We start from the raw sequence: 21,829 nt of genomic DNA on the forward strand, positions 1-21,829 counted from the left end.
CTCGGGCCTCTTTCTTTTCCCGTATCCGAAAGACCGATGAACATCGAACTCTTCGCCATCTCCGTGCTCAACGGAGTCAGCTACGGATTGCTATTGTTCATGTTGAGCTCCGGCCTGACGCTGATCTTCAGCATGATGGGCGTGCTCAACTTTGCGCATGCCAGTTTTTATATGCTGGGTGCCTACATCGCCTTCACGCTGTCCGAAATCATCGGCTTCTGGCCAGCACTTCTCATTGCGCCGCTGTTGGTCGGCGCGCTGGGCGCTGGCTTCGAGCGTTTCGCGCTGCGGCGCGTGCACAAATTTGGTCATGTGCCCGAACTGCTGGTGACCTTCGGGCTCTCTTATCTTGTTCTGGAACTGGTCCAACTGATCTGGGGGCGTTCGACTGTGCCTTACACCTTGCCGTCGCAACTCCAGGGCCCCCTATTTGGCCTGTATGGCACGCAGTTTCCCAAGTCACGCTCTTTCATCATGCTGGTAGCGGTGCTGATGCTGATATCGGTCTGGCTGCTGCTCACGCGCACACGGATCGGGCTGGTGATCCAGGCGGCGCTCACGCACCCAGACGCTGTCGAGTCACTCGGCCACAACGTGCCGCGGGTGTTCATGATGGTGTTCGGCGGCGGTTCCGCATTGGCGGGCCTCGCCGGAGTGGTGGGAGGCAACACCTACGTCACCGAGCCCGCCATGGCGGCCTCGGTTGGCTCCATCATCTTCGTGGTCGTCGTGGTGGGCGGTATGGGGTCGTTGGGCGGAGCCTTTCTCGCCTCGCTTCTCATCGGAGTCATCCAGACCTTCGCGGTCGCGGTAGATCATTCGCTCGCGAGCGGCCTGCAGGCGCTGGGTGTGACGGTCACTAACCAAACGTTCGGTTACGAAGTTCTCAAACTCACGATTTCTCAGGTGGCTCCGATCCTGCCGTTCCTGTTCCTCGTGCTGATCCTGATCTTCCGGCCTAAGGGTCTTCTCGGGACGAGGGAGAACTGAATCGATGACAACTGCAACCATGTCGTACATCCGCTACAGGCCCTGGAACATCGGCCGCGTGTTGGTTTGGTCGTTGTTCGCTCTGCTCTTGGTAGTTTCGCCGTTGCTGTTTCCCGGTAGCCTGGCATTGACGATGCTCTCGCAGATGGGCTATCTGATCATCATCTGCCTCAGCTACAACATCCTGCTGGGGCAGGGCGGCATGCTGAGCTTCGGCCATGCCGTGTACGTCGGGTTCGGCTCCTTCCTTGCCATCCACGCTATGAACATGGGCGACAAGGGCGGGCTGCAGATTCCGCTGGTGGCCATTCCGCTCGTGGGCGGCCTGGCCGGCATGGTCATCGCCATCCTGCTGGGCTTTGTCACGACGAAGAAATCGGGCACCACCTTCTCAATGATCACCCTGGGCATCGGCGAGCTGGTGGCCTCCATGGCGCTGATGTTCCCGGGCTTCTTCGGCGGCGAGGGCGGCGTCACCACCGACCGCGTCTACGGCACGCCCTTCCTCGGCTTCACCTTCGGCCCACAGATTCAGGTCTACTACCTGATCGCCGTCTACTGCTTCGTCTGCACCGGGTTGATGTACGCCTTCACCGGCACGCCGCTCGGGCGCATCCTCAACGCGGTGCGCGACAACCCGGAGCGGGTGGAGTTCATCGGCTACAACACGCAGCGCGTGCGCTACTTCGCGTTCATCATCGCGGGCTTCTTCGCCGGCGTGGGCGGCGGGCTGGCCGCGATCAACTTCGAGATCGTCAACGCGGCCGACAGCCTGAATGCGATCCGCTCGGGCGGCTACCTGCTGTTCACCTTCCTCGGCGGGGCGGTGTTCTTCTTCGGGCCGATCATCGGCGCGGTGCTGCTGGTGTTCGCCTCGGTGCTGTTGTCCGAACTGTCCAAGGCCTGGCAGCTCTACTTCGGCCTGGTGTTCGTCTTCATGGTGATGTTCGCGCCGGGCGGCATCGCGAGCCTGATCATGATGAACCTCAGGGTCGCGAAGTTCGGCAAGTTCAACCGCTTCTGGGTTCTCTACGGCGGGCTGCTGCTGGCGGCCATTCCGGTGGTGGTGGGCGCTGCCGCCCTGATCGAGATGATCTATCACATCCAGCTCAACTCGGCGCTCGGGCCGGTGCTCAATTTCTTCGGCGTGTCGCTCGACACCTCCGGATTCGGCAGCTGGTTCGGCGCGGTCGCCATTCTTGCCATCGGCCTTGGCATCCTCGAGGTGGTGCGGCGCCGCTTCGTGCGGGTCTGGGGGCAGGCGCAGGAAGAGATCGAAGCCGAGATCAAGCGGATGGAACTCGCATGAGCGCCGTGCAGCAAACCCATGCGCTCGAACTCAGGAGCCTGCGCAAGAACTTCGGCAAGACCGAGATCATCCGCGGCGTCGACCTGGCGGTGGAAGCCGGCGAGCGCATCGCGATCATCGGGCCCAACGGCGCCGGCAAGTCCACGCTGTTCAATCTCATCAGCGGCCGTCTCGAGCCGACCAGCGGCGAGGTGCTGCTGCACGGGCAGCGCATCGACGGCAAGAGGCCTTTCGAGATCAACCGGTTGGGCCTTTCGCGCAGCTTCCAGATCACCAACATCTTCCCCAAGCTCAGCGTGTTCGAGAACCTGCGCTGCGGCGTGCTGTGGAGCCTGGGCTACCGCTACAGCTTCCTGCGCTTCCTCTCGAAGCTCGACGACGCCAACGAGCGCGCCGAGGAACTGCTGCGCCAGGTCGGCCTTGAGAAGAAGCGCGACGTGCATGCGGTGAATCTCACCTATGCCGAACAGCGCGCGCTGGAGATCGGCGTCACCATCGCCGGCGGCGCCAGCGTGATCCTGCTCGACGAGCCCACGGCCGGCATGAGCAAGACCGAGACCGCGCACTTCATCGCGCTGATCAAGCAGGTGACGGTCGGCAAGACCCTGCTCACCGTGGAGCACGACATGGGCGTGGTGTTCGGCCTGGCAGACAAGATCGCGGTGGTCGTCTACGGCGAGGTGATCGCCTTCGACACGCCCGCAGCGGTGCGCGCCAATGCGCGCGTGCAGGAGGCCTACCTGGGCTCTTCGGTCGCGGACGCGCAGAGCGGAGGACACTGAAGAAATGCTCAAGCTCCAGGACATCCACGCCTACTACGGCAAGAGCCATGTGTTGCATGGCGTTTCATTTGCGGTCGGTCCCGGCGAGATCGTGGCCCTGCTGGGCCGCAACGGCTCGGGCCGCTCGACCACGGCCAAGGCCATCATGGGCCTGGTGCATGCCGAAGGCGGCCTGCACTGGAAGGAGCAGGACATCCTGCGCCGCAAGGCCTACGAGATCGCGCACATGGGCATCGGCTACGTGCCAGAGAACCGCGACATCTTCCCCAAGCTCACGGTGCATCAGAACCTGCTGCTCGGGCAGAAGGACAAGGGGCAGGGCAGCCGCTGGCAGTTCGACGACATGTACGGCATGTTCCCGCGGCTCAAGGAGCGCCAGCACACCGAAGCCGGCGTGCTCTCGGGCGGCGAGCAGCAGATGCTGACGCTGTGCCGCACCTTGATGGGCGACCCCGATCTCATCATCATCGACGAGCCGACCGAGGGCCTCGCGCCCAAGATCGTCGAACTGGTGGGCCAGTACCTGCGCACGCTCAAGGACAAGGGCATCTCGGTGCTCTTGATCGAGCAGAAGCTGACGATCGCGATGCAGATCTCCGACCGCGCGCTGGTCATGGGCCATGGCAGCATCGTGTTCGACGGCACGCCGGACAGCCTGCGTGCCGATGCTGCGACCCGCAAGGAGTGGCTCGAGGTCTGAGAGGCGAGCCTCGTTTGGGATCGCAATGAAGCGTATCCGCTCGCGTCGCTATCCCTCCATGCATCACAGTCGTGACACATCCGGAAACTTTTAGGGACAGCGTGTCGGCGCGCCTTGAAGCGATTCGCCAACCCACCCTGGTGGCCAACGGCGAAAACTATGTGATGGTGCCCACCCCGAACACGCACCTGCTGGCCAGGCACATCCCGGACTCGAAGCTGATCATCTATCCGGACGCCGGGCATGCGTTCATATTCCAGTATCCGCTGGAGTTCGCCGCCGAAGTCAACGCCTTTCTGGGAAAGTGAAGACGCGATGAAGAACACGCCCGAAGCCGCCTCCACCGAAGCCGGAGTCAACCGCCGCGATTTCGTGTCCGCCGCGGTCGCTGCTACTGCGTTGCCCTTAGCACGACCGACCGCCGCGCAGATCGCACCACCTCCCACCACAGGAACTGCCATGAGCACGACATCGGACCTCGTAAAGCTGGAAAGGCGCACGCCGCAACTGTGGCAAGTGACCTTCGCCAACCCGCCATTCAACTTGGTTGTTCCGGAGATGGTCACGGCGCTGCATGCGGTGGTAGAGGACATGGACAACGACCCTTTTGTCAAGGTGGTGCTGTTCAAAAGCGCGATCGAAGGCTACTTCGTGAATCACTTCGACCTAAGCAAAGCGCAGAGCTTCCCGATGGAGCCGACCGACCCTCCGCAACCGACCTGGGTCAACTTAGTGTTGCAGTTGAGCAAGTCGCCCGTCATCAGCATCGCTTGCGTCCAGGGTCGTACACGCGGGGGCGGCAACGAGTTCGCGCTGGCGTGCGACTTGCGATACGCCAGTCTCGAGAAGGCGCAGTTCGGGCAGCCCGAGGTGGGTACCGGGATTCTGCCCGGAGGCGGCGGCAGCGAGCGCCTCCCACGACTGATCGGCCGAGACCGTGCGCTGGAAGTTCTGCTGAGCGCCCAGGACTATTCGGCCGATATTGCCGAGCGCTTTGGCTGGGTGACGCGTGCGCTGCCTGATCGCGAACTCGATGCCTTCGTAGAGGCTCTGGCCACGCGATTGAGTGGCTTCGACAAGCAGTCTCTCGCGGGCGCGAAGGCCCAGGTGAACCGCGCGACACTGCCGCCCGATGCGGATTTCTACGCGTCCTATGCCGAGTACAGCCAGTCCCTATCGTGGCCGGGCTTTCATGCGCGGCGTCCGAAGATGGGCAAGTTGGCGGCCGAACATGGCGCGGACATAGAGCGCCCAGGGGTCACTATCTGGGCATCGTCAACTGAAGTAACTGTTGCCGCTCGCGGTTGTTGTCGGCGCGTCGCGATGACGCTCGCACGCCGCCTTTTGACTGTGGTGCACTCCCGGTCAATGTTCTTCGGCCGTGCGGTTCTTTCACTTCGGAGAGTCGGAGAGTCTGCCGCAGTGAAGGGCGCATCATGCCGAAGTGGGCATGCAGATGGATATCTGAGAGGAGGCCGCGCCTTCGCCTCGAGGGGCCGTAAATCGGCTCTTTATCGCTGGATAGAAGGCGAGCAACTCTCGTTTCGTTCTCCTTCGCGCCGCGTTGGTCGTCATCCCCCATGAATATCCAAGCCAAGCCCGAGTTCTGCCATTGCTATCTCGAAGAAGCGGGATGCATCCCTATCTGATTGCGGCACATGATGCCGGTTTCGGCGGCGGGCCCCCGAATGCAATGCGCATCTCGATGGCCCGCCGGGGATCGCCGAACGCTCGAGGCGTGCTGGCGATGTAACAAGTCGCCAGCGAGAGCGCGACAGCCGATCATCAGACGACCTTTGCCTTGCCGGAAGCCTCATCAGGGAAAGTGCTTCTGTGAGTGCTCCAGTGCTCTCTTGGTAGCGGATGCGCAGCGGAATACCCACTTGTCTCCTAGCCTCGGTACCCTGTCATTCGAGTGGGCGCGCGATGTCGGCATTCGCTCGTTGCCTGAGATTCGCTTGTCGATCCGCGCAATGTACGGAGGCCCGCCGTGCCGCAATCAAGCGCGCTCCAGGCACAAGGCAATGCCTTGACCGCCGCCAATGCATAGCGACACCACAGCCTTACTGGCCCCGGTGCGTTGCAGCGCATGGGCCACCTTGGTGATGAGGATCGCCCCGGTTGCGCCGATTGGGTGTCCATGTGCAATCGCGCCGCCGTCGACGTTGAAACGCGACGGGTCGATGTCCAACTCGTCGCGAACAACGATGGCAATAGCAGCGAAGGCCTCATTCACTTCGAAGCGGTCGACCTCGCCTATATTCCAGCCGGCGCTGTCCAAGGCTTGGCGGATCGCGGGCAGGGGACCCAGCCCAAAGAAGCCGGGTTCGACGCCGGCAACACCTACGCCGCGGACGACAAGCGACGGCGCGAGGCCGGCATCGTGTGCCATCGTGCTGTCGCAGACGATCATCGCGGCGGCACCCGCGTTGACACCCGGCGCGTTGCCGGCAGTGATCGTGCCATCGGGACGGAACACGGGCTTCAGACGGGCGAGCGTTTCCAACGTGGTGTCGGGACGGTTCGATTCATCTGCCGCAAATGTGATCGGACCTTTCTTGCCTTTGAGGGGCAGCGGCTCGATCTCGTCCTTGAACCACCCGACTGCTTGAGCGGCGGCAAAGCGCTTCTGACTTTGCGCCGCGAACGCGTCCTGCTCCTCCCGCGTTAGGCCGTGCTTTTGAACGAGATCTTCGGTATGCCATCCTGAATGCCGCGTCGAGAAGGCATCGTGCAAGCCGTCCAACAGCAGCGAGTCAATCGCTTCGGCGTTGCCCATCCGTGCACCGAACCGCATGCCGGGCAGCAGGTATGGTGCACGATCCATGTTCTCGACGCCGCCCGCGATCACCATCCGCGACAGTCCCGCAGCTACCTCCGCATAGGCCGTAGCAACGGCTTGAGCGCCCGAGCCGCACACACGGTTGACCGTCATCGCGGGCACAGCCACCGGAAGCCCGCCGTGGATCGCGACTTGCCGCGCGACATTCATACCGTTGCCGGCTTGTACGACATGCCCATCACCACCGAATCACCGAATCCACCAGCGTGGGATCCAACTTGGAGCGACGCAGGGTAGCGGCGATGGCATGTGCACCTAGTGCGCTCGTCGTGGTATCGTGGTATCTCTCAACGAACCGCCGAAGCTGCCGATTGCTGCGAACGGGCGAACAGATGACGACATCCTTGCTCATGGGAATCCTTCGAGGGGTTACTGACAACTTCCGAAGCTAGGCCGCGTGTACGCTGGGCTTCCCGTACTCGCGCCCGAGCATGGCGCGCGCGAACAGATAGTTCCAGCGCGCGCGCTCGTCGAGTCCATCCAAGTCGACCCGACCGGCTTCATCGCACGGAAAGTCGACGCTGCGACCTTCGCGAGAGAGCGACGGGAAGCAAATCTTGAACGACAAGGCTTGCTGCGATGAGGCGGTAATGGGCAAGGCTGACTCCGTGATCGAGGGGGTACGTCAGGCTCTACGCGTCGCCTGGCTGCGTGAAGCCAGGCGCAATAGATGATGAACGTCATATTATGAGGGGCATCATGGAGTTGTCAAGTCTTCTTGAAAGATCATTGGGACTGAGCGGTCGTGGACTACCCGCGAGCGAGGGCGCATTCAGGTCGTGATTGCCCCCGAAGGGCATCGTCTGTTCAGGTTGCCTGGGATGCCAAGAAGTGGATATGATGAAAGTAATAGTAGCGATTTGCGCCCATGAAACGATCCACACATAGTCGCAAGGAAGCTTCGCATGAACGCATCGTCGAGGCCGCCGCGCGTGCCATTCGGCGCAGCGGCTACGGTGGCACCGGTGTCGCCGACATCATGAAGGCCGCCGGTCTGACTCACGGCGGCTTCTACGCCCACTTCGCGTCGCGCGAGGCGATGCTTGCCGAGGCGGCGGACCGCGCCGGCGCCGAAGCAGTCGCCACGTCGGCGCGCATTGCCGCCGGCGCACCGCCGCAGCGTGCGCTGGAGTCACTGCTGCGCGCGTATCTGTCGAAGGAACACCTTGAAGGCACCGAGAGGGGTTGTCCTGTTGCCGCACTCGGCTCGGAGATGCCTCGCCAAGCGCCCGAGGTGCGGCGAGCCGCCACTCGCCGCATCAAAGAGATGATTGATCTCGTCGGCCGGCAGTCGCCTAAATGGGGAGAGCCGGGTGCCCACGAGCGCGCACTGGTCACAGTTGCCGTGATGGTCGGCGCACTGTCACTGGCGCGCGCCGTCGACGACCCCCGCCTTTCCGATGCGCTGCGCGAGGCGGCGCTCAGCCACCTCATCTCCGTCCTCAACGACTGACTTTACGCGAGCCATGGCGGCGCGGATCTCGACCAAGAATATGATGAATATCATGTCACCGGAGTGCGATGATTGACGCCGCTCCACGCCCGCGTCCCGAACAGGTCGCACACGACTTTCTGACGCCACGACCTCCGTCGCAGCGCCAGCGCCTAGTGCTCGACGGCGGTGAGGCGCTTCTGGCTGCCTTCGCGCCCCCGCTGCTCGACGCCGGCTTCAGCGTGCTCGCGATGGACCTTCCAGCACACGGTGACTCTGCCGGGCGGCAAACGTCGATACCACAGTCAGCCCGGGCGTTGCGCGCGTTGGGCGAAGCGCTGGGACCTTTGCACGCGGTGATCGCGCACTCGATCGGCTCAGCGGTGCTGGTGGAAGCGCTGCACGCCGGCTTGTCGGCGCAGCGTGCGGTGCTAGTTTCTGCACCACCAAGAGCATCCGTGTGTCGGTCATCCGGATCAACGAGCTGATGGCAACTGCTGGACAGCCTGGCGTCGTTGTCAACCTCGTGTTGGAAGCGGCCGCCGTCGCCAAGCCAAAACTCCGTTACATGCCCGGCGGGCTCGCGAACCGTCTGCGATTGCTTCGCAGATTCGCGCGGGCCGAGCTCGTGAGTGCCGACATTCGGTGGGCGGTTCAAGCAAAGGAAGATCGATGAATACGGTTTGCGTACCCGAACATGCCTGCAGCCCCGGGGCCACTTGGAACCGGTGCGTTCGGTCTCATTCTGGACGCGATTGTTTTCCGGTGATCTCGCCGACAGCGCAAGCATCAGATGGCATACGCTGTTTGCGAACTCATCCACCGTGATGCGCAACTGATGGTACTTCCATCGTTTGACATACCAGTCCTGGATAAGAGAAAGGCAATGCGAAGCCAGTAATTCGATCTGAGGCCCTCGCGCGAGTTTGGCGGCACTGATCAGACGCATCAACTCTTGCTGGAAATGAAGATCGGCGGCCTTGGCAACTGACTTCTGAGTACTGGATAGTGCGCGTGTATCCATGAACACGAAGTAAAACCATGGATGAAGCAGTTCCGACAGGAAGATGTGGCCGCGCAGCGTCGCTTCCAGTCTTTCCTTGGGATCCGACCAGGTCGCGAACCACTCCGGAATGGCGGTGCTGCTGTAGCGAACCACGTCCTCGATCATCGCGGCCAGATCGTCCTTGGTCTTGATGTAGCCGTACAAGCCTCCCATTGACAGCCCCGATTCTCGCGACAGGTCGCGCAGCGACATGGCCGCGAAGCCTGTCTTGTTCGCGATCCTGAAGGTCGCTGCCATGATTTTTCGCAGGTTTTCAGTCGTGGCGCCGACCCGCCCGACCGTCATGCGATGCGCATGGCGGATTTGAATCAGGTCGAAGACGCTGTTGGCATCGATTGGCGATGCCTTTCGGAATTCACTGAATGAGAAGCCGGGTGCAAATTCGAACTGCATAGCGGAACGGTACGTTGCCTGGAGGGGGGAGGGTCCGTAGACTTCCTGGAAACCGAGCGAGCGCTCGTTATTTCTGAGACAAGGGCAATCCTAGATCATGACCGGCCTAGTGAGCGAGCGTGAGTTCGACTTTTTAATGAACGAGTTCCTTGATACGCAAGGGCTTGTGCGCCGTAGCTTCTATTCCGAGCACACCGGAGATGTATTCGCCGCGGCACTAGGGGCGGCGAGGCGACTGGCGCTGGAGATCTTTGCGCCCCGCAACGCCAAGGGGGACCAATGCCAGTCGGACTTCCGGAATGGCGCGGCCAGGGTGATATCGGAGACGGGGCATGTGGCGGTGGCTTGGATGTGGGCCCGCATGGCCGCTATTGCTCTCCAGCGACAGAACGAAAGCGACGATCCGCTCTACCGCGTCAAGCTGAGCACTGCGTCATTCTATTTTGAGCGCTTGCTCCCGGAGACGCAGTCACTCGCAGTTGTACTGGGTGCAGACTCATCGCCCTGGACATCAGGAGATGGCTGGCAACTCTAGACAAGCGATTGCGAGGGCGGCCGCACGCACAGGTCCCCGGCTGATTGTGTGCGTCAGCGCCTTGGCAGTTCGAACACTAGGCATGTAGTCGTGGCGTGGGCGTAGAGCGTGCCGTCGGCGTCGAAGAGCCGCGCTTCGGCTGTCGCGAGGTGGGCGGCCACAATGGATAACCTTGCCTTCGGCGCGCACGCGCAGTACTTTCGGCGTGAGGCCCTTGACGTAGTTCACGCTGAGCTCTGCTGTGGTGAAACTGCGGCTCGGCAGCATCATGGTGTGGATCGCGCACCCCAGCGCCGAGTCGAGCAGCGTCGCGATCCAGCCGCCGTGGATAGTGCCCAGCGGATTCAGATGCTGCGCAAGCGGCGTGCCTTGGAAGATGGCCACGCCCCGTTGCATCTCGATCGCGGTGAAGTCCAATGTTTTCGCGATAGCGGCGTAGGGAACCTCTCCGTCGAGCATCGCCTGCATGAATTCCAGGCCCGTCTTGCCTTCGATCTGCGCCAGGGTAGCCACGCCCGGACCAGCGCCGGCTGTCAGTTTCTCGATGATCGCGTTCTCCAGATCGATCCATCGGGAAAGCTCATTCTGCATACAGGTCCATCCTTTTGATTGCAAGTACAGATATTGTAGGTACAATGAATCGTGATGGATGCAATCACGAAACCGCAAGGCTGTACCAACTTCAGGCTGCGCGGGCTAACGCGGCTTGTGTCGCGCCTCTACGACGCGCATATCGCGGCCGCCGGCCTGAAGACCACGCAGTACTCCCTGCTCACGCATGTCATGCGGTACGGCGCGCTGCGAGCCACCGATCTAGCGGATCACCTCAACTTGGATGCCTCCACACTGACGCGCAATCTCAAGCCAATGATCGCGGCGGGCTGGCTTACGCAGGCTGAAGGGCCAGATGCACGCAGCCGTCTCATTCGCATCAACGAAGCCGGCCGTGAAAAATGCGCTGAGGCACAGCGTTGTTGGCGCGCTGCGCAGCGGGAGCTCAACTCGATCCTCGGCTCGGACCGTGTGTTGGAGCTGCATGTGCTTATCGACGAGAGCATCAAGCGTCTGCGTGAGACAGCCGGGGCAAGGATGTGAGAGGCGCGGATGAGCGACATCACAAAGACAGCTGAAGGACTAAGAGCACGGTCCGAGTCCTCAGGCTACGCCCTCTGGCTGGTTCTCCTGGCGGCGGCCGGCACGTTTGCGCTCACGATGGGCGTGCGTCAGGCGATGGGCCTTTACCTCCCGGCAGTGAACACCTCGACAGGTCTGGGCATAGGCAGCGTCAGCCTGGCCTTTGCGTTCGGGCAGCTCTGGTGGGGTCTGACGCAGCCCTTCGCCGGCGCGGTTGCTGACCGTGTCGGCGCTGGGCGGGTGATCTTCATCGGCGTGCTGCTGGTCGTGATCGGCACCGTCATCACGCCACTGATGACGTCAACCGCTGGGCTGATCTTCGCCATCGGCGTATTGGGGGCCGGTGGCGCCGGCATGGCCGGGCCTTCGGTGCTAATGGCGGCGAGCACGCGATTGGTGCCTGTTGACAAGCGTGGTATGGCCACGGGCATCGTCAACGCTGGCGGCTCCGTCGGCCAGTTCGCGATGGCGCCGATCGCCATTGGGCTGACCGCGGCGGTCGGATGGACCGCGTCGATGCAATGGCTTGGCCTGTTGGCACTGTTGGCGCTGCCCGCGGTGTGGGTGCTCAAGGGCAACTCGAAGGTCATAGCCGCGGCCGCTGCGGCTGCTTCAGGGACAAAGACGCTGACGGCCCGAGAGGCCGTGAGTCAGGCGCTCGCGACGCCGAGCTACCGCTATCTCACGATTGGCTTTCTGGTGTGCGGTTTCCACGTCGCCTTCCTTGCAACTCATCTGCCGAGTGTGGTCGCAGCCTGCGGACTTCCGCCGGAGATCGGTGGCTGGTCGCTCGCAATGATCGGCCTTTTCAACATCGTCGGCAGCGTCGGCATGGGCTGGGCGGTGGGACGCTGGCGGATGAAGTCGCTGCTGTCCCTGGTCTACGCCGTGCGCGGGCTCGGGGTCCTCGCATTCCTCGTCGCACCGAAGACACCCGCCGTGATGCTGATCTTCGCCGCACTTGTGGGAGTGACCTTCCTCTCGACCGTGCCAGCCACCGCAGGGCTTGTCGCGAAGATGTTCGGCCCGGCGAATATGGCAATGCTCTTTGGCGTAGCAATGCTTGCGCACCAGATCGGCGGCTTCCTTGGTGCGTTCTTGGGCGGGTATATGTTCGAGGTCACCGGCAGCTACGACTGGGTCTGGTACATCGACATCGCACTGGCCGCTGGCGCAGCTCTCATCAATCTGCCAATTCGTGAGGCGCGCCTGGCACGTCGAGCGACGGCCGCCGTGGTCTGACATGAGCGGCGTCGATGCGCGGACACGGGTGCTGCTGGAAGCCCCCATCGGCCGCACGCTGCTGCGACTGGCTATACCAAACGTGGTCGTGATGGTGGCGCAGGCCGCAGTCGGCCTGATCGAAACTTTCTTTGTCGGCAAGCTTGGAAACGATGCGCTGGCGGGAATGGCGCTCGTGTTTCCGATCGTCATGCTGATGCAGATGACATCGGCCGGTGCGATGGGCGGCGGCATCGCTTCGGCGATTGCACGTGCGCTGGGCGCCGGGCGCCGCGAAGATGCTCAGGCGCTGGTGCTGCATGCTGTCATCGTTGCGTTGTGCTTCGGAACTGCCTTCACGCTCGCGCTGAGCGTCGGCGGCCGCTGGCTCTATGCGCAAATGGGTGGCACCGGCGCCTCGTTGGAAGCAGCCATCAGTTACTCTCACTGGGTCTTCGCGGGCGCCGTTCTGGTGTGGCTTTTCAATTCTCTCGCAGCCGTGATTCGGGGGACCGGCAACATGGCCGTGCCTGCGAAGGTGACCGTCGCCGGCGTGGTGTTGGTAATACCGCTGTCGCCGCTACTTATCTTCGGCTGGGGACCGGTGCCGGGAATGGGTATCGCGGGCGGTGCCACCGCGCTGTTGCTTTACTACCTTTTTGGTTCGGTTGCGCTGGTCGTGTACTTGCGCTCCAGCCGCAGCTTGCTTCTGATTTCATTCAGAAGGGCCCAGCTGCGGTGGCCCATGTTCCGCGACATCCTTCGCGTCGGTCTCGTTTCCGCCATTGCAACCGTCTGCATCAACTTGTCCATCGCGACAGCGACCGCCCTCGCCGGACAGTTCGGGCCGGGTGCCATCGCCGGCTACGGCACGGCTTCACGTCTCGAGTATCTGCTGGTGCCATTGATGTTCGGCTTCGGATCTCCGCTGCTCGCAATGGTCGGCACCTGCATCGGCGCCAATCACAAGGAGCGTGCATTGCGCGCAACCTGGGTTGGTGCCGCGATGGCTTTTGGCTTGGCGGAGGCCATCGGGCTGTTAGCGGCATTGTTCCCTCGTCCATGGCTGCTGCTCTTCGGTAACGATCCCGTGATGCTCGAGACTGGCACGCAATACCTGCGGGCAGTCGGGCCGTTCTACGGGTTCTTCGGCGTCGGACTGGTGTTGTACTTCGCATCACAAGGCGCCGGCCGCCTATACTGGCCTGTCGTCGGAAACCTCGCGCGCCTGGCCGTCGCCGGGATCGGTGGCTGGTTCGTTCTGCGCGGAACTGGTCAGTTGGCGCCGGTATTCGCAGTACAAGGGGTGGGACTGCTTGTGTACGGGGTCGTTATCGCATGCGCCATTGCTGGTGGCGCCTGGTTCGGGCGTGTTGGGTGGCCGCGTACGCCATACGCGCTGCTCCAAAGACTCGAGAAGCTACAGCGGTCATAGTGTGCCGACACGGTGGTGGCCCTTGCGCTGCGACCGCGCACGAACAACGTTCCCATCTGCGTCGGTTAACGGGCTCTTTGCGACCTAGTGGTGGTTGAAGGTGATGACGCCCTTGTTCTTGTGGGTCACCGCGACATTTCCATCTTCATGCGTTCACGTCAACCCCCGGTCCCTCCCATGACTTTCCTCTCGAGGATGCGGATCGCGGCGCATTGACGGCATCGATCTCGCGAGGGTCACGTTGCGCAGAATGAGGGCGGACTGATCCTGGAAGATCCTGCGTTGGGGCGAGGCCGAAGGCATCACCACACCGCGATATCTGTTCTGCGCCAGCACGTTGACCAGCGTGTGACTGCCGACGGTATCGACGGCGCCGGCCCTCCGTTCCTTGGCGATCGGCGCGCGCGCGCCGCCTACAAAGTGGAGCGGAAGAACCCACGTGCGACCAAAGCTTAGATTGCCCGTTCTACCTCGAGGTTGTCGATGAGGCGGGTGGCACCGAGGCGCGCGGCCGCGAGTGCAACCAGCGGCTCGCCGGGGGCTGGCGCCTGCAGGTCGGCCCGGCGGCGCAGCACCAGGTAGTCAGGCTCCCAGCCGCGCGCTTTCAGGGACTGCATGGCGCGCGCTTCGATGGCTCCCAGGTCGCGCTCGCCCGAGCGCAGCGCATCGGCCATCGCCTGCAACGCCTTCGACAACTGGACCGCCTCCATGCGCTCGGCTTCGCTCAAGTAGCCATTGCGCGAGGACAGCGCGAGCCCGTCGTCCGCGCGCCGGGTTTCGCTGCCCACGATCTCGATGGGCAGCGCGAACTGCCGCACCATGTGGCGGATGACCATCAGCTGCTGATAGTCCTTCTTGCCGAACACCGCGACACGCGGCTGCACGCAGCTGAAGAGCTTCATCACCACGGTGCAGACGCCGACGAAGAAGCCGGGCCGGAAATGGCCTTCGAGGATGTCGGCCAGCGCCGGGTCCGGATGCACCTTGCAGGTCTGCGGCTCGGGGTAGAGCGCCTTTTCGTCGGGCGCGAACAGAAGGTCGCAGCCGGCCGAACGCAGCTTCTCGCAGTCGCTGTCCCAGGTGCGCGGATAGGTGTCGAAGTCCTCGTGCGGCAGGAACTGCAGCCGGTTGACGAAGATGCTGGCGACCGTGACGTCGCCCAGCGGCCTGGCCTGCGCCACCAGCGCCAGGTGGCCCTCGTGCGGGTTGCCCATGGTGGGGACGAAGGCCGGGCGCTGGAAGCGGCTCAAGTGTTCGCGCAGTTCGGGGAGGGTGCGGGCGATGTGCATGGTCGTGATCTGCCTACCAGGCGTGGAGTTGGTCGTCGGGGAAGCTGCCGTCCTTCACCGCGCGCACATAGGCTGCAAGAGCCTCTGCGATGCCGGGCGCATCGGCCATGAAGTTGCGCACGAACTTCGGCATCTTGCCGAGGTTGATGCCCAGCATGTCGTGCAGCACGAGCACCTCGCCAGCAGATATTCGCGACGTGTCCGGCGCGAGCAGGTCGTTGGTGGGGCGCGGTGCACCAGTTCGGGAAAGCGCCCGTCGGCCCATGATGAACGGGTGGACGAAATGCACCCTGCTTGCCCAGCTCGCACGCCATGCTCTGCGCTAGCGATCGAAGTCAGTGCTTGGTGCCGGAAAACGCCGAGTAGCCTTCGGCGCCGCTCAGGCTCGCGGTAGCGCCGGTGAAGAAGATGGTGCCGCTCCACGCAGCGAGCTGATCGGCCGTGCATCGCGCGACGCACTCCTTCATTCCCTTGCATGCGAATCGGAGTGCCAAAGCGAGCCCCGAGGTTGTCACCAGCGCCCACGACGAGTGCGGTAGGGGTATCCACGGGGGTTGCCTCCTGGTTAAAGACGTGTGAACACACCTATCATAGATAGATCTTGCAGGCATTGAAATACGGACAGCGATTTTCTCTATAGAGCCTGGCTCTTTTATCTGCAGTACGGAGACGACACATGGGTGCACTATTCGATGAGGGGTTGGCGAAGAACGCAGCGAATTTCCAGGCGCTGTCCCCGATCTCCTTCCTCAAGCGCACGGCGGAGATCTATCCGGAGTACGGCGCTGTCGTGTATCGCGAGAGGAGAATGAGCTATCGGGAACTGCTGCGACGTTGCGAGGACTTCGCCGGGTTCCTCGACATGCGGGGCCTTCGCAAGGGCGACGTGGTCGCCGCCATGCTGCCCAACATTCCCGAGATGCTCGAGCTCAGCCACGCGGGCATCTCGGCCGGGCGAGTGCTCCTCACCATCAATGTGCGACTGGACGCTGCGGTCATCCGCTTCCAGTTGGAGCATGCCGAGGCCAAGGTGCTCGTCTACGATCGCGAGTACGCAGCGACGATCGCTGGCGCACTGGCCGGAATGAAGAGTCCGCCGCTAGCACTCGAAGTCGTGGACACTGGCGTCGCGTACACCACCGTGCCACTCGGGCACATGGGCTACGAGGAAGCCGTGTCGCACGGCCATGGACACGGCCAGCTCGTCGGGCCTGAGGACGAATGGGACGCGATCGCTGTCTCCTACACGTCCGGAACGACTGGCAATCCCAAGGGCGTAGTGACGCATCACCGCGGCGCCTACCTCAACGCCATGGCGAACACCGTCGCCTGGTCCATGGGAGCTCACCCGGCCTACCTCTGGGTACTGCCGATGTTCCACTGCAACGGGTGGTGCTTTCCATGGACTATTACGCTGCTAGCGGGAACCCACCTGTGCCTGCGCAAAGTGGAGGACCAGGCAATTCTGGATATCGCCAATGCGCACCATGCGACTCATTTCTGCGCGGCCCCGGTGGTGCTGTCCATGCTGGCGCGCCGGCCTGCTGATGGGAAAGGCTTCGACACGCCCGTGCGGATACTGACCGCCGGAGCGGCACCGGCTGCGTCAGTGATCGAAGGCGTGGAGGCCCTCAACGCCCATGTTACGCAGGTGTACGGTCTGACCGAGACCTACGCGTCGACCGCCGTCAGCGCCTGGAAAACCAGTTGGAACGACGGTGCCTATGGGAATCGCTACGAGCTGAAGGCGCGCGCCGGCGTTCGATTTCCCGCCTGCGAGGCCCTGGACGTCGTGGATTCCGGATACCAGTCGGTCCCGTGGGACGGCGAAACGATCGGGCAGGTTGTCGTGCGTGGCAACACGGTCATGCGTGGCTACCTCAAGAACGAAGATGCCACGCGGCAGGCCTTCGCAGGCGGCTGGTTCAACACCGGCGACCTGGCCGTGCGCCATCCGGACGGCTACATCTCAATTCGTGACCGGAGCAAGGACATGATCAACTCAGGCGGCGAGAAGATGTCGTCGCTCGAGATCGAGCAGGCCCTCTACACCCATACAGCCATCTTCGAGGCCGTGGTCGTCGCGGCGCCTGACCTCAAGTGGGGCGAGGTGCCCTGGGCCTTCGTCTCCCTCAAGCCCGGCTTCGAGATGAGCGAAGAGGACGTCGTTGCGCATTGCCGTGCCCGGCTCGCGCGCTTCAAGGTTCCAAAGCGCGTCATCTTCGGCGCTATCGAGCACACCGCGACAGGCAAGGTGCAGAAGTTCCGTCTGCGCGAGTTTGCCAAGACGACCGCAGCCACCGATGGCGAATAGACGATCAGGTCACCCTGCGGCGCGCCTAGTGCGCCATCCGATTCCACTACCGAGGAGACATCCCATGAGCAATGCTTTGACATGTGCGGCGTTCGCCGTCGCGGCCCTCATTTCATCCAGTGCACCCGCGCAGGACGCGGCCAGCGAACCCGTGCGGATCGGCGTGCTGACCGACCTGTCCGGCGGCTACTCCGACTTGACCGGCGCCGGCTCGGTGAAGGCGGTGCAGATGGCGGTGGCAGACTTCGGCGGCAAGGTGCTCAGCAGACCGATAGAGGTCTTGTCGGCCGACCACCAGAACAAGGTCGATGTCGCCGCCACCAAGGTGCGGCAGTGGTTCGACGTCGAGAAGGTCAACATGGTCAATGATCTGATGAACTCCGCTGTGGCCATCGCGGTCACCAAGGTCGCCGCGGAGAAGAACCGTATCGCTATCGTCAACGGAGCCGGGACCGATGCGCTCACGAACGAGGAGTGCACACCGGTCACGATTCACTACGCGTGGGACACCTTCGCGATGGCTAGCGGTACGGCTTACGCCGTAGCCAGTCAGGGCGGGAAGTCCTGGTACTTCGTCACCGCCGACTACGCCTTCGGCAAGGCGCTCGAGGCCAATGCCTCCAAGGTCGTGGCCGACAATGGTGGCAAGAGCCTCGGCTCGGCCCGGCATCCGCTTGCGGCGTCCGACTTCTCCTCGTTCATGCTGCAAGCACAGAGTTCGGGCGCGCAGGTGGTGGCGTTGGCCAACGGCGGCCAGGACGTCCAGAACTCGCTGCGATCAGCGTCCGAATTCGGGCTTACGAAGTCGGGCAAGCAACGTCTGGTCGCCCTGGCGGTCTTCAACACAGACATCAGCGCAGTCGGCCTGCGGGCAACCCAAGGCATTCTGGCCACCGAGGCGTTCTACTGGGATCTAAACGACGAAACGCGGGCGTGGTCCCAACGCTTCTTCAAGGAGACCGGTAAGATGCCCACGGCCATGCAGGCCGGCGACTATTCGTCGACCGCACACTATCTGAAGGCCGTAGCGGCTGCCGGCACTACCGAGACCAGCGCGGTGCTCAAGAAGATGCGAGAACTGCCGGTGAACGACTTCTTTGCGAAGAACGGACGCATCCGCGACGATGGGCGCTTCGTTCACGACGTGTACCTGGTCCAGGTCAAGAGACCCGAAGAGTCCAAGAGCAAGTGGGACATCTACAAGGTCATGCAGACGATTCCTGGCGACGCCGCATTCCAACCGATAAGCCGGAGTCGCTGCCCCGCCATGAAGGGCCGTACCTGAGAGCAGCGACGCTGCGCGCGGGTAGCGTTTCCCGCAATGCCAAAACCCGTGCGGGGCGCCGATGGCACCGGGTTGCGTATGGGCGGCGGAGCGTATCACTGTCGTGCGTGTCTTGGCACGAGCCAGTCGAGACGCGGTGGGCCCGATCTGATCGGCGGACAAGCCGATGCGTGCGCCACACGTTAGATCACCCTTAAGTTGCTGGCAGCGAGGTGCAATGGTCGAGACCACGCGCATGTTGTGCTCCACCATCAGAATGGCGCGGCCTGCCGACCCACGCTTTGATGAGTTCCGCCACATGCACGTCCTATTGACCCATGCCCTGCGTCGGGTTCGTCCAGCAGCATCAACTCCGGTGTCATCGCGAGCGTCGGCGAGCTCCAGCGCGCCGTGCGACGACAGGGCAGGTCAGCGGTCAGCTCGTCGGCAATCGCATCCAATCGCACCGCAGCTCGCGAGCGCGGGCATTGAGCGCGCCCAGCGTCTTGTCGCTGCGGCAGAAGTGGTAGCTCTGCTCAGGGCGCGCTGCAGGCCGAGACGCACGTTCTCAAGCACCTCGAGATGGGGAAACATCCATTCCTCGCGAAGCGTTGCGTGGATTGTCCCTAAGGCGCAGCCCTTTGCGCAGAACAGCACTCAGGTCTATACTGCGTGTGTATACACCTAGCAATGCTACCAATGGCCACTATGCTTAAGGAATGCTCCCTGCAGCGCGCGAGCGCAGAGCGCGAATCACGGCTGTCGAAGCGAATTGGGGCCTGCCTTTTCTGTGCGAGCCTTGTGGCTCTTTCAGGCACCCGATGACAGAGAAGAAAGCACTGTGCTCGGGCTGCGACATCTATTGCCAGGTGCTCGCCGAGGTTCCTGCTTCCGGCAAGGTCGGCGACGTACGCGTGAAGGCAGTGGATTCGCGCCCGCTCATGGCAAACATCTGCATGAAAGGGGTTCACGCGCCCTCGGGGTTCGGTCATCCGAAGCGCGTCACTCGGCCCTTGCGCCGCGTGGGAGCACGCGGCGAGGGACGGTGGGCAGAGGTGAGCTGGGACGCGGCGCTTGACGAGATAGCCAATCGACTCTCCGACATCGTTGCAGTTCATGGGTCGGAGGCCCTTGCCGTGTCTACCTCGCAGTGGAACACCCAGACGGACAACGGCGCGGCGCGTCGCTTCATGAATCTGCTCGGTTCCCCGAACTGGATCAGTGGCGTCGCCATCTGTGCCGGCAACACGGCGGCCGTCAACCGGCTCGTGTACGGGTGGTACCCCTATCCCGACTTCCCGAAGACGAACTGCATCGTCCTGTTCGGCCACAACCCCAAGAAGCATTCCTGGACGCCAATCTACAACGCCATTCGGCGTGCGCAGGAGCGAGGTGCGAAACTCATCGTTCTGGATCCGAGGCGCAGCGAGAATGCCGAACTCGCCGACCTCTGGCTTCCGTTGAGGCCCGGATCCGACGCGGCGATGTGCTTCGGCTGGCTCAAGGTCATCCTAGACGAAGAACTCTACGACAAGGCCTTCGTGCAGCGCTGGACCAAGGGCTTCGAGGCGCTGAAGGCTCGTGTCGAAGAGTTCCCGCTGGACAGAGTTGCGCGCCTCACGGGCGTTGCGCCCGAGCTCATCGCGCAGGCAGCGCGCATGTACGCGGCGTCCGGCCCGTCCGTCATTCCTTGGACGCCGATCACGGACCAGCAGCGAAACTCCACTTCCGCCATTCGCCTGATGTGCACGCTGCGCGCGATCTGCGGGTACCTCGACGTTCCGGGAGGTGAGGTCCTGCATGGCTTTCACCGCGACATCATTCACGAGTCCGAACTGGAGATGCACGAGGCTTTGTCCGCAACCCAGCAGGCGAAACAACTAGGCTGCGAGGCGCATCCCGCCTTCACCTATCGAGCGATGGCGCGACTGAGCGGACCAGCCAAGCGGGTGTGGGGCTACGAATGGCCGAACCTCATCACCGGCAGCTACATGGCTAACCCGTCCGCCGTATTCCGTGCAATGGCGGACAGCGATCCATATCCCGTGCGGGCGTTCTTCACCCTGGGGAACAACACTCTGATGAGCTTTGCCAATATGCAACTTATCCAGCGGGCGCTCCTGAAGCAGGATCTGATTGTGGCCGTGGAGCACTTCCGCACGCCAACGGCCCAGCTTGCCGACTTCATCCTCCCGGGCGACGCATGGCTGGAGCGCAACGCTCTTGCGGACGGATTCGGATGGACTTCCATCTACCGGCCCTCTCAGAAAGTCGTCGAGCCTCCCGGGGAATGCAGAGGTGTCTACGACTTCTGGCGCGGTCTCGCAATGCGCATGGGCCTGTCCGAAGCGTTTCCATGGGAGACCAACGAAGATGTTCTGGACTACCGCCTGCAGAGACTAAAGCAGGACTTCGCCAGCTTCGCCGCGGAGCACGCCTATCACATGAACAAGCTGGAGTACCGCAAGTACGAGCGTACTGGCTTTGCTACGCCTTCCGGGCTCGTGGAACTGTCATCCGAACTCCTTGAGGAGCTAGGCTTTGATCCTCTGCCGTACTGGCGCGATGACCCGCCGCACGATCCGGCGTTTCCCTTCAGCATGTTCATGGGGGTCAGGGACGACGAGTTCTTCCAGACAGGGCACAGACACATCGCCAGCCTGAGGGCCCGCAAGCCCGATCCCCTGATGTTCATCACCGTGCGTGACGCTGCAGCTGTTGGACTGGGTGAAGGCGACTGGGCGCAAGTTGTCACCCGCCAAGGCAGGGTCAAACTGAAGGCGAGCCTCCGCGCCGACATGCCCGACGGGGTGATACGGGTCCCCCACGGATGGTGGCTGCCCGAGCGTGAAGAAGGCGACGGCACGTTGTCGGGCGCCTGGGAGTACGCGGACGCGCAGATCTGTCCAGACGACCGTGAGCATCTCGATCGCGAGCAGGGAATTCCGCACCTCAAGGGGATCGCCTGCCGGGTCGAGCGTTTGACTGACGCGGCGACGGTGAAGCAGCCTTCGACGCCGTACGTCGCTTCTTCGGCGTCCGCGGGTGCAGATGATCCGCACGCAGCATGACAAAGCCTTTCTTCGGCAATCGCGGTGGCGGCCACCGACACTCGCCCGCGCT

Annotated in this window: 17 protein-coding genes and 7 pseudogenes; 15 read left to right on the forward strand and 9 right to left on the reverse strand. The window is 62.9% G+C overall.

Features of this window, described 5'->3' with window-relative positions; translation table 11 throughout:
- Positions 1-36: 36 nt before the first annotated feature.
- The 6 genes from GXN78_RS33855 to GXN78_RS33880 all read left to right on the forward strand — a co-directional run bounded on the left by GXN78_RS33855 (position 37) and on the right by GXN78_RS33880 (position 5,365).
- Positions 37-990 (forward strand): branched-chain amino acid ABC transporter permease, encoded by a 954-nt coding sequence (locus GXN78_RS33855; protein ID WP_106560294.1) that lies wholly within the window; start codon positions 37-39, stop codon positions 988-990.
- A 4-nt stretch (positions 991-994) separates the two neighbouring features.
- Complete coding sequence (locus tag GXN78_RS33860; protein WP_106560293.1) at positions 995-2,299, forward strand: branched-chain amino acid ABC transporter permease; 1,305 nt, start codon at positions 995-997, stop codon at positions 2,297-2,299.
- Positions 2,296-3,081 carry an ABC transporter ATP-binding protein gene (locus tag GXN78_RS33865; protein ID WP_106560292.1) on the forward strand — a complete coding sequence of 262 codons (786 nt, stop codon included), beginning with the start codon at positions 2,296-2,298 and terminating at the stop codon, positions 3,079-3,081. The genes GXN78_RS33860 and GXN78_RS33865 overlap by 4 nt, the downstream gene beginning before the upstream one ends.
- Positions 3,082-3,085: 4 nt before the next feature.
- The gene (locus GXN78_RS33870; protein ID WP_106560291.1) at positions 3,086-3,781 is read left to right on the forward strand and encodes an ABC transporter ATP-binding protein; all 696 of its coding nucleotides are present in this window, start codon (positions 3,086-3,088) and stop codon (positions 3,779-3,781) included.
- Positions 3,782-3,852: 71 nt separating this feature from the next.
- Positions 3,853-4,089, forward strand: a complete 237-nt coding sequence (locus GXN78_RS33875; protein ID WP_219910120.1) for an alpha/beta hydrolase — start codon at positions 3,853-3,855, stop codon at positions 4,087-4,089.
- Positions 4,090-4,096: 7 nt separating this feature from the next.
- Entirely contained in the window at positions 4,097-5,365 is a 1,269-nt protein-coding gene (locus tag GXN78_RS33880; RefSeq protein ID WP_219910119.1) for an enoyl-CoA hydratase/isomerase family protein, read from the forward strand.
- A 415-nt stretch (positions 5,366-5,780) separates the two neighbouring features.
- Here GXN78_RS33880 and GXN78_RS33885 read toward each other — a convergent pair.
- Positions 5,781-6,975 (reverse strand): annotated as a pseudogene (locus tag GXN78_RS33885) (thiolase family protein).
- 36 nt (positions 6,976-7,011) lie between these two features.
- Positions 7,012-7,221, reverse strand: a complete 210-nt coding sequence (locus GXN78_RS33890; RefSeq protein ID WP_106560288.1) for a hypothetical protein — start codon at positions 7,219-7,221, stop codon at positions 7,012-7,014.
- 270 nt (positions 7,222-7,491) lie between these two features.
- Between GXN78_RS33890 and GXN78_RS33895 the strand changes: the two genes are divergently transcribed.
- Both GXN78_RS33895 and GXN78_RS41655 read left to right on the forward strand, forming a co-directional pair.
- Positions 7,492-8,076 (forward strand): TetR/AcrR family transcriptional regulator, encoded by a 585-nt coding sequence (locus tag GXN78_RS33895; protein ID WP_106560287.1) that lies wholly within the window; start codon positions 7,492-7,494, stop codon positions 8,074-8,076.
- 230 nt (positions 8,077-8,306) lie between these two features.
- The gene (locus tag GXN78_RS41655; RefSeq protein WP_239143062.1) at positions 8,307-8,543 is read left to right on the forward strand and encodes an alpha/beta hydrolase; all 237 of its coding nucleotides are present in this window, start codon (positions 8,307-8,309) and stop codon (positions 8,541-8,543) included.
- A gap of 746 nt (positions 8,544-9,289) precedes the next feature.
- Here the strand turns inward: GXN78_RS41655 and GXN78_RS42295 are convergent.
- A pseudogene (locus GXN78_RS42295) lies at positions 9,290-9,514 on the reverse strand (hypothetical protein); the annotation flags it as partial.
- A gap of 97 nt (positions 9,515-9,611) precedes the next feature.
- On the opposite strand from GXN78_RS42295, the gene GXN78_RS33910 reads away from it, so the two are divergent.
- On the forward strand, positions 9,612-10,049 hold the full coding sequence (locus tag GXN78_RS33910; protein ID WP_106560286.1) for an acyl-CoA dehydrogenase C-terminal domain-containing protein: 438 nt from the start codon (positions 9,612-9,614) through the stop codon (positions 10,047-10,049).
- A 53-nt stretch (positions 10,050-10,102) separates the two neighbouring features.
- Here GXN78_RS33910 and GXN78_RS33915 read toward each other — a convergent pair.
- Positions 10,103-10,640, reverse strand: a pseudogene (locus tag GXN78_RS33915) (PaaI family thioesterase).
- A 54-nt stretch (positions 10,641-10,694) separates the two neighbouring features.
- On the opposite strand from GXN78_RS33915, the gene GXN78_RS33920 reads away from it, so the two are divergent.
- Genes GXN78_RS33920 through GXN78_RS33930 form a run of 3 tightly spaced genes read left to right on the forward strand, consistent with a single transcriptional unit; the run spans position 10,695 to position 13,839 of the window.
- Positions 10,695-11,144 carry a MarR family winged helix-turn-helix transcriptional regulator gene (locus GXN78_RS33920; RefSeq protein ID WP_106560285.1) on the forward strand — a complete coding sequence of 150 codons (450 nt, stop codon included), beginning with the start codon at positions 10,695-10,697 and terminating at the stop codon, positions 11,142-11,144.
- A 9-nt stretch (positions 11,145-11,153) separates the two neighbouring features.
- A complete protein-coding gene (locus tag GXN78_RS33925; RefSeq protein ID WP_106560284.1) occupies positions 11,154-12,425 on the forward strand; it encodes an MFS transporter in 1,272 nt (423 codons plus the stop codon).
- 1 nt (position 12,426) lies between these two features.
- The gene (locus tag GXN78_RS33930) at positions 12,427-13,839 is read left to right on the forward strand and encodes an MATE family efflux transporter (protein WP_106560283.1); all 1,413 of its coding nucleotides are present in this window, start codon (positions 12,427-12,429) and stop codon (positions 13,837-13,839) included.
- A 202-nt stretch (positions 13,840-14,041) separates the two neighbouring features.
- On the opposite strand, the pseudogene GXN78_RS41665 reads toward GXN78_RS33930, so the two are convergent.
- From GXN78_RS41665 to GXN78_RS33945, 4 genes and pseudogenes are all read right to left on the reverse strand, one after another.
- Positions 14,042-14,241, reverse strand: a pseudogene (locus tag GXN78_RS41665) (oxidoreductase); the annotation flags it as partial.
- Positions 14,242-14,291: 50 nt separating this feature from the next.
- Entirely contained in the window at positions 14,292-15,128 is an 837-nt protein-coding gene (gene panC, locus GXN78_RS33935; RefSeq protein WP_106560282.1) for a pantoate--beta-alanine ligase, read from the reverse strand.
- Between the two features lie 13 nt (positions 15,129-15,141).
- Positions 15,142-15,312: pseudogene (locus GXN78_RS33940) on the reverse strand (3-methyl-2-oxobutanoate hydroxymethyltransferase); the annotation flags it as partial.
- 154 nt (positions 15,313-15,466) lie between these two features.
- A pseudogene (locus GXN78_RS33945) lies at positions 15,467-15,544 on the reverse strand (short-chain dehydrogenase); the annotation flags it as partial.
- A gap of 260 nt (positions 15,545-15,804) precedes the next feature.
- On the opposite strand from GXN78_RS33945, the gene GXN78_RS33950 reads away from it, so the two are divergent.
- Both GXN78_RS33950 and GXN78_RS33955 read left to right on the forward strand, forming a co-directional pair.
- Complete coding sequence (locus tag GXN78_RS33950) at positions 15,805-17,442, forward strand: AMP-binding protein (RefSeq protein ID WP_106560281.1); 1,638 nt, start codon at positions 15,805-15,807, stop codon at positions 17,440-17,442.
- Positions 17,443-17,506: 64 nt separating this feature from the next.
- On the forward strand, positions 17,507-18,727 hold the full coding sequence (locus tag GXN78_RS33955; protein ID WP_106560280.1) for an ABC transporter substrate-binding protein: 1,221 nt from the start codon (positions 17,507-17,509) through the stop codon (positions 18,725-18,727).
- 213 nt (positions 18,728-18,940) lie between these two features.
- Here GXN78_RS33955 and GXN78_RS41670 read toward each other — a convergent pair.
- Positions 18,941-19,300 (reverse strand): annotated as a pseudogene (locus tag GXN78_RS41670) (ABC transporter ATP-binding protein); the annotation flags it as partial.
- A gap of 227 nt (positions 19,301-19,527) precedes the next feature.
- Here GXN78_RS41670 and GXN78_RS33960 point away from each other — a divergent pair.
- On the forward strand, positions 19,528-21,777 hold the full coding sequence (locus GXN78_RS33960) for a molybdopterin-dependent oxidoreductase (protein ID WP_106560279.1): 2,250 nt from the start codon (positions 19,528-19,530) through the stop codon (positions 21,775-21,777).
- Positions 21,778-21,829 lie beyond the last annotated feature (52 nt).

It is taken from the genome of Variovorax sp. WS11 (assembly GCF_010499245.1).
GTDB lineage: Bacteria > Pseudomonadota > Gammaproteobacteria > Burkholderiales > Burkholderiaceae_C > Variovorax.

Excerpts from the sequence above, each read along its gene's own strand:
- GXN78_RS33855 (WP_106560294.1), top strand. The coding sequence starts at position 37 with ATGAACATCGAACTCTTCGCCATCTCCGTGCTCAACGGAGTCAGCTAC.
- GXN78_RS33860 (WP_106560293.1), top strand. The coding sequence starts at position 995 with ATGACAACTGCAACCATGTCGTACATCCGCTACAGGCCCTGGAACATC.
- GXN78_RS33865 (WP_106560292.1), top strand. The coding sequence starts at position 2,296 with ATGAGCGCCGTGCAGCAAACCCATGCGCTCGAACTCAGGAGCCTGCGC.
- GXN78_RS33870 (WP_106560291.1), top strand. The coding sequence starts at position 3,086 with ATGCTCAAGCTCCAGGACATCCACGCCTACTACGGCAAGAGCCATGTG.
- GXN78_RS33880 (WP_219910119.1), top strand. The coding sequence starts at position 4,097 with ATGAAGAACACGCCCGAAGCCGCCTCCACCGAAGCCGGAGTCAACCGC.
- GXN78_RS33895 (WP_106560287.1), top strand. The coding sequence starts at position 7,492 with ATGAAACGATCCACACATAGTCGCAAGGAAGCTTCGCATGAACGCATC.
- GXN78_RS41655 (WP_239143062.1), top strand. The coding sequence starts at position 8,307 with ATGGACCTTCCAGCACACGGTGACTCTGCCGGGCGGCAAACGTCGATA.
- GXN78_RS33910 (WP_106560286.1), top strand. The coding sequence starts at position 9,612 with ATGACCGGCCTAGTGAGCGAGCGTGAGTTCGACTTTTTAATGAACGAG.
- GXN78_RS33920 (WP_106560285.1), top strand. The coding sequence starts at position 10,695 with ATGGATGCAATCACGAAACCGCAAGGCTGTACCAACTTCAGGCTGCGC.
- GXN78_RS33925 (WP_106560284.1), top strand. The coding sequence starts at position 11,154 with ATGAGCGACATCACAAAGACAGCTGAAGGACTAAGAGCACGGTCCGAG.
- GXN78_RS33930 (WP_106560283.1), top strand. The coding sequence starts at position 12,427 with ATGAGCGGCGTCGATGCGCGGACACGGGTGCTGCTGGAAGCCCCCATC.
- panC (WP_106560282.1), bottom strand. The coding sequence starts at position 15,128 with ATGCACATCGCCCGCACCCTCCCCGAACTGCGCGAACACTTGAGCCGC.
- GXN78_RS33950 (WP_106560281.1), top strand. The coding sequence starts at position 15,805 with ATGGGTGCACTATTCGATGAGGGGTTGGCGAAGAACGCAGCGAATTTC.
- GXN78_RS33955 (WP_106560280.1), top strand. The coding sequence starts at position 17,507 with ATGAGCAATGCTTTGACATGTGCGGCGTTCGCCGTCGCGGCCCTCATT.
- GXN78_RS33960 (WP_106560279.1), top strand. The coding sequence starts at position 19,528 with ATGACAGAGAAGAAAGCACTGTGCTCGGGCTGCGACATCTATTGCCAG.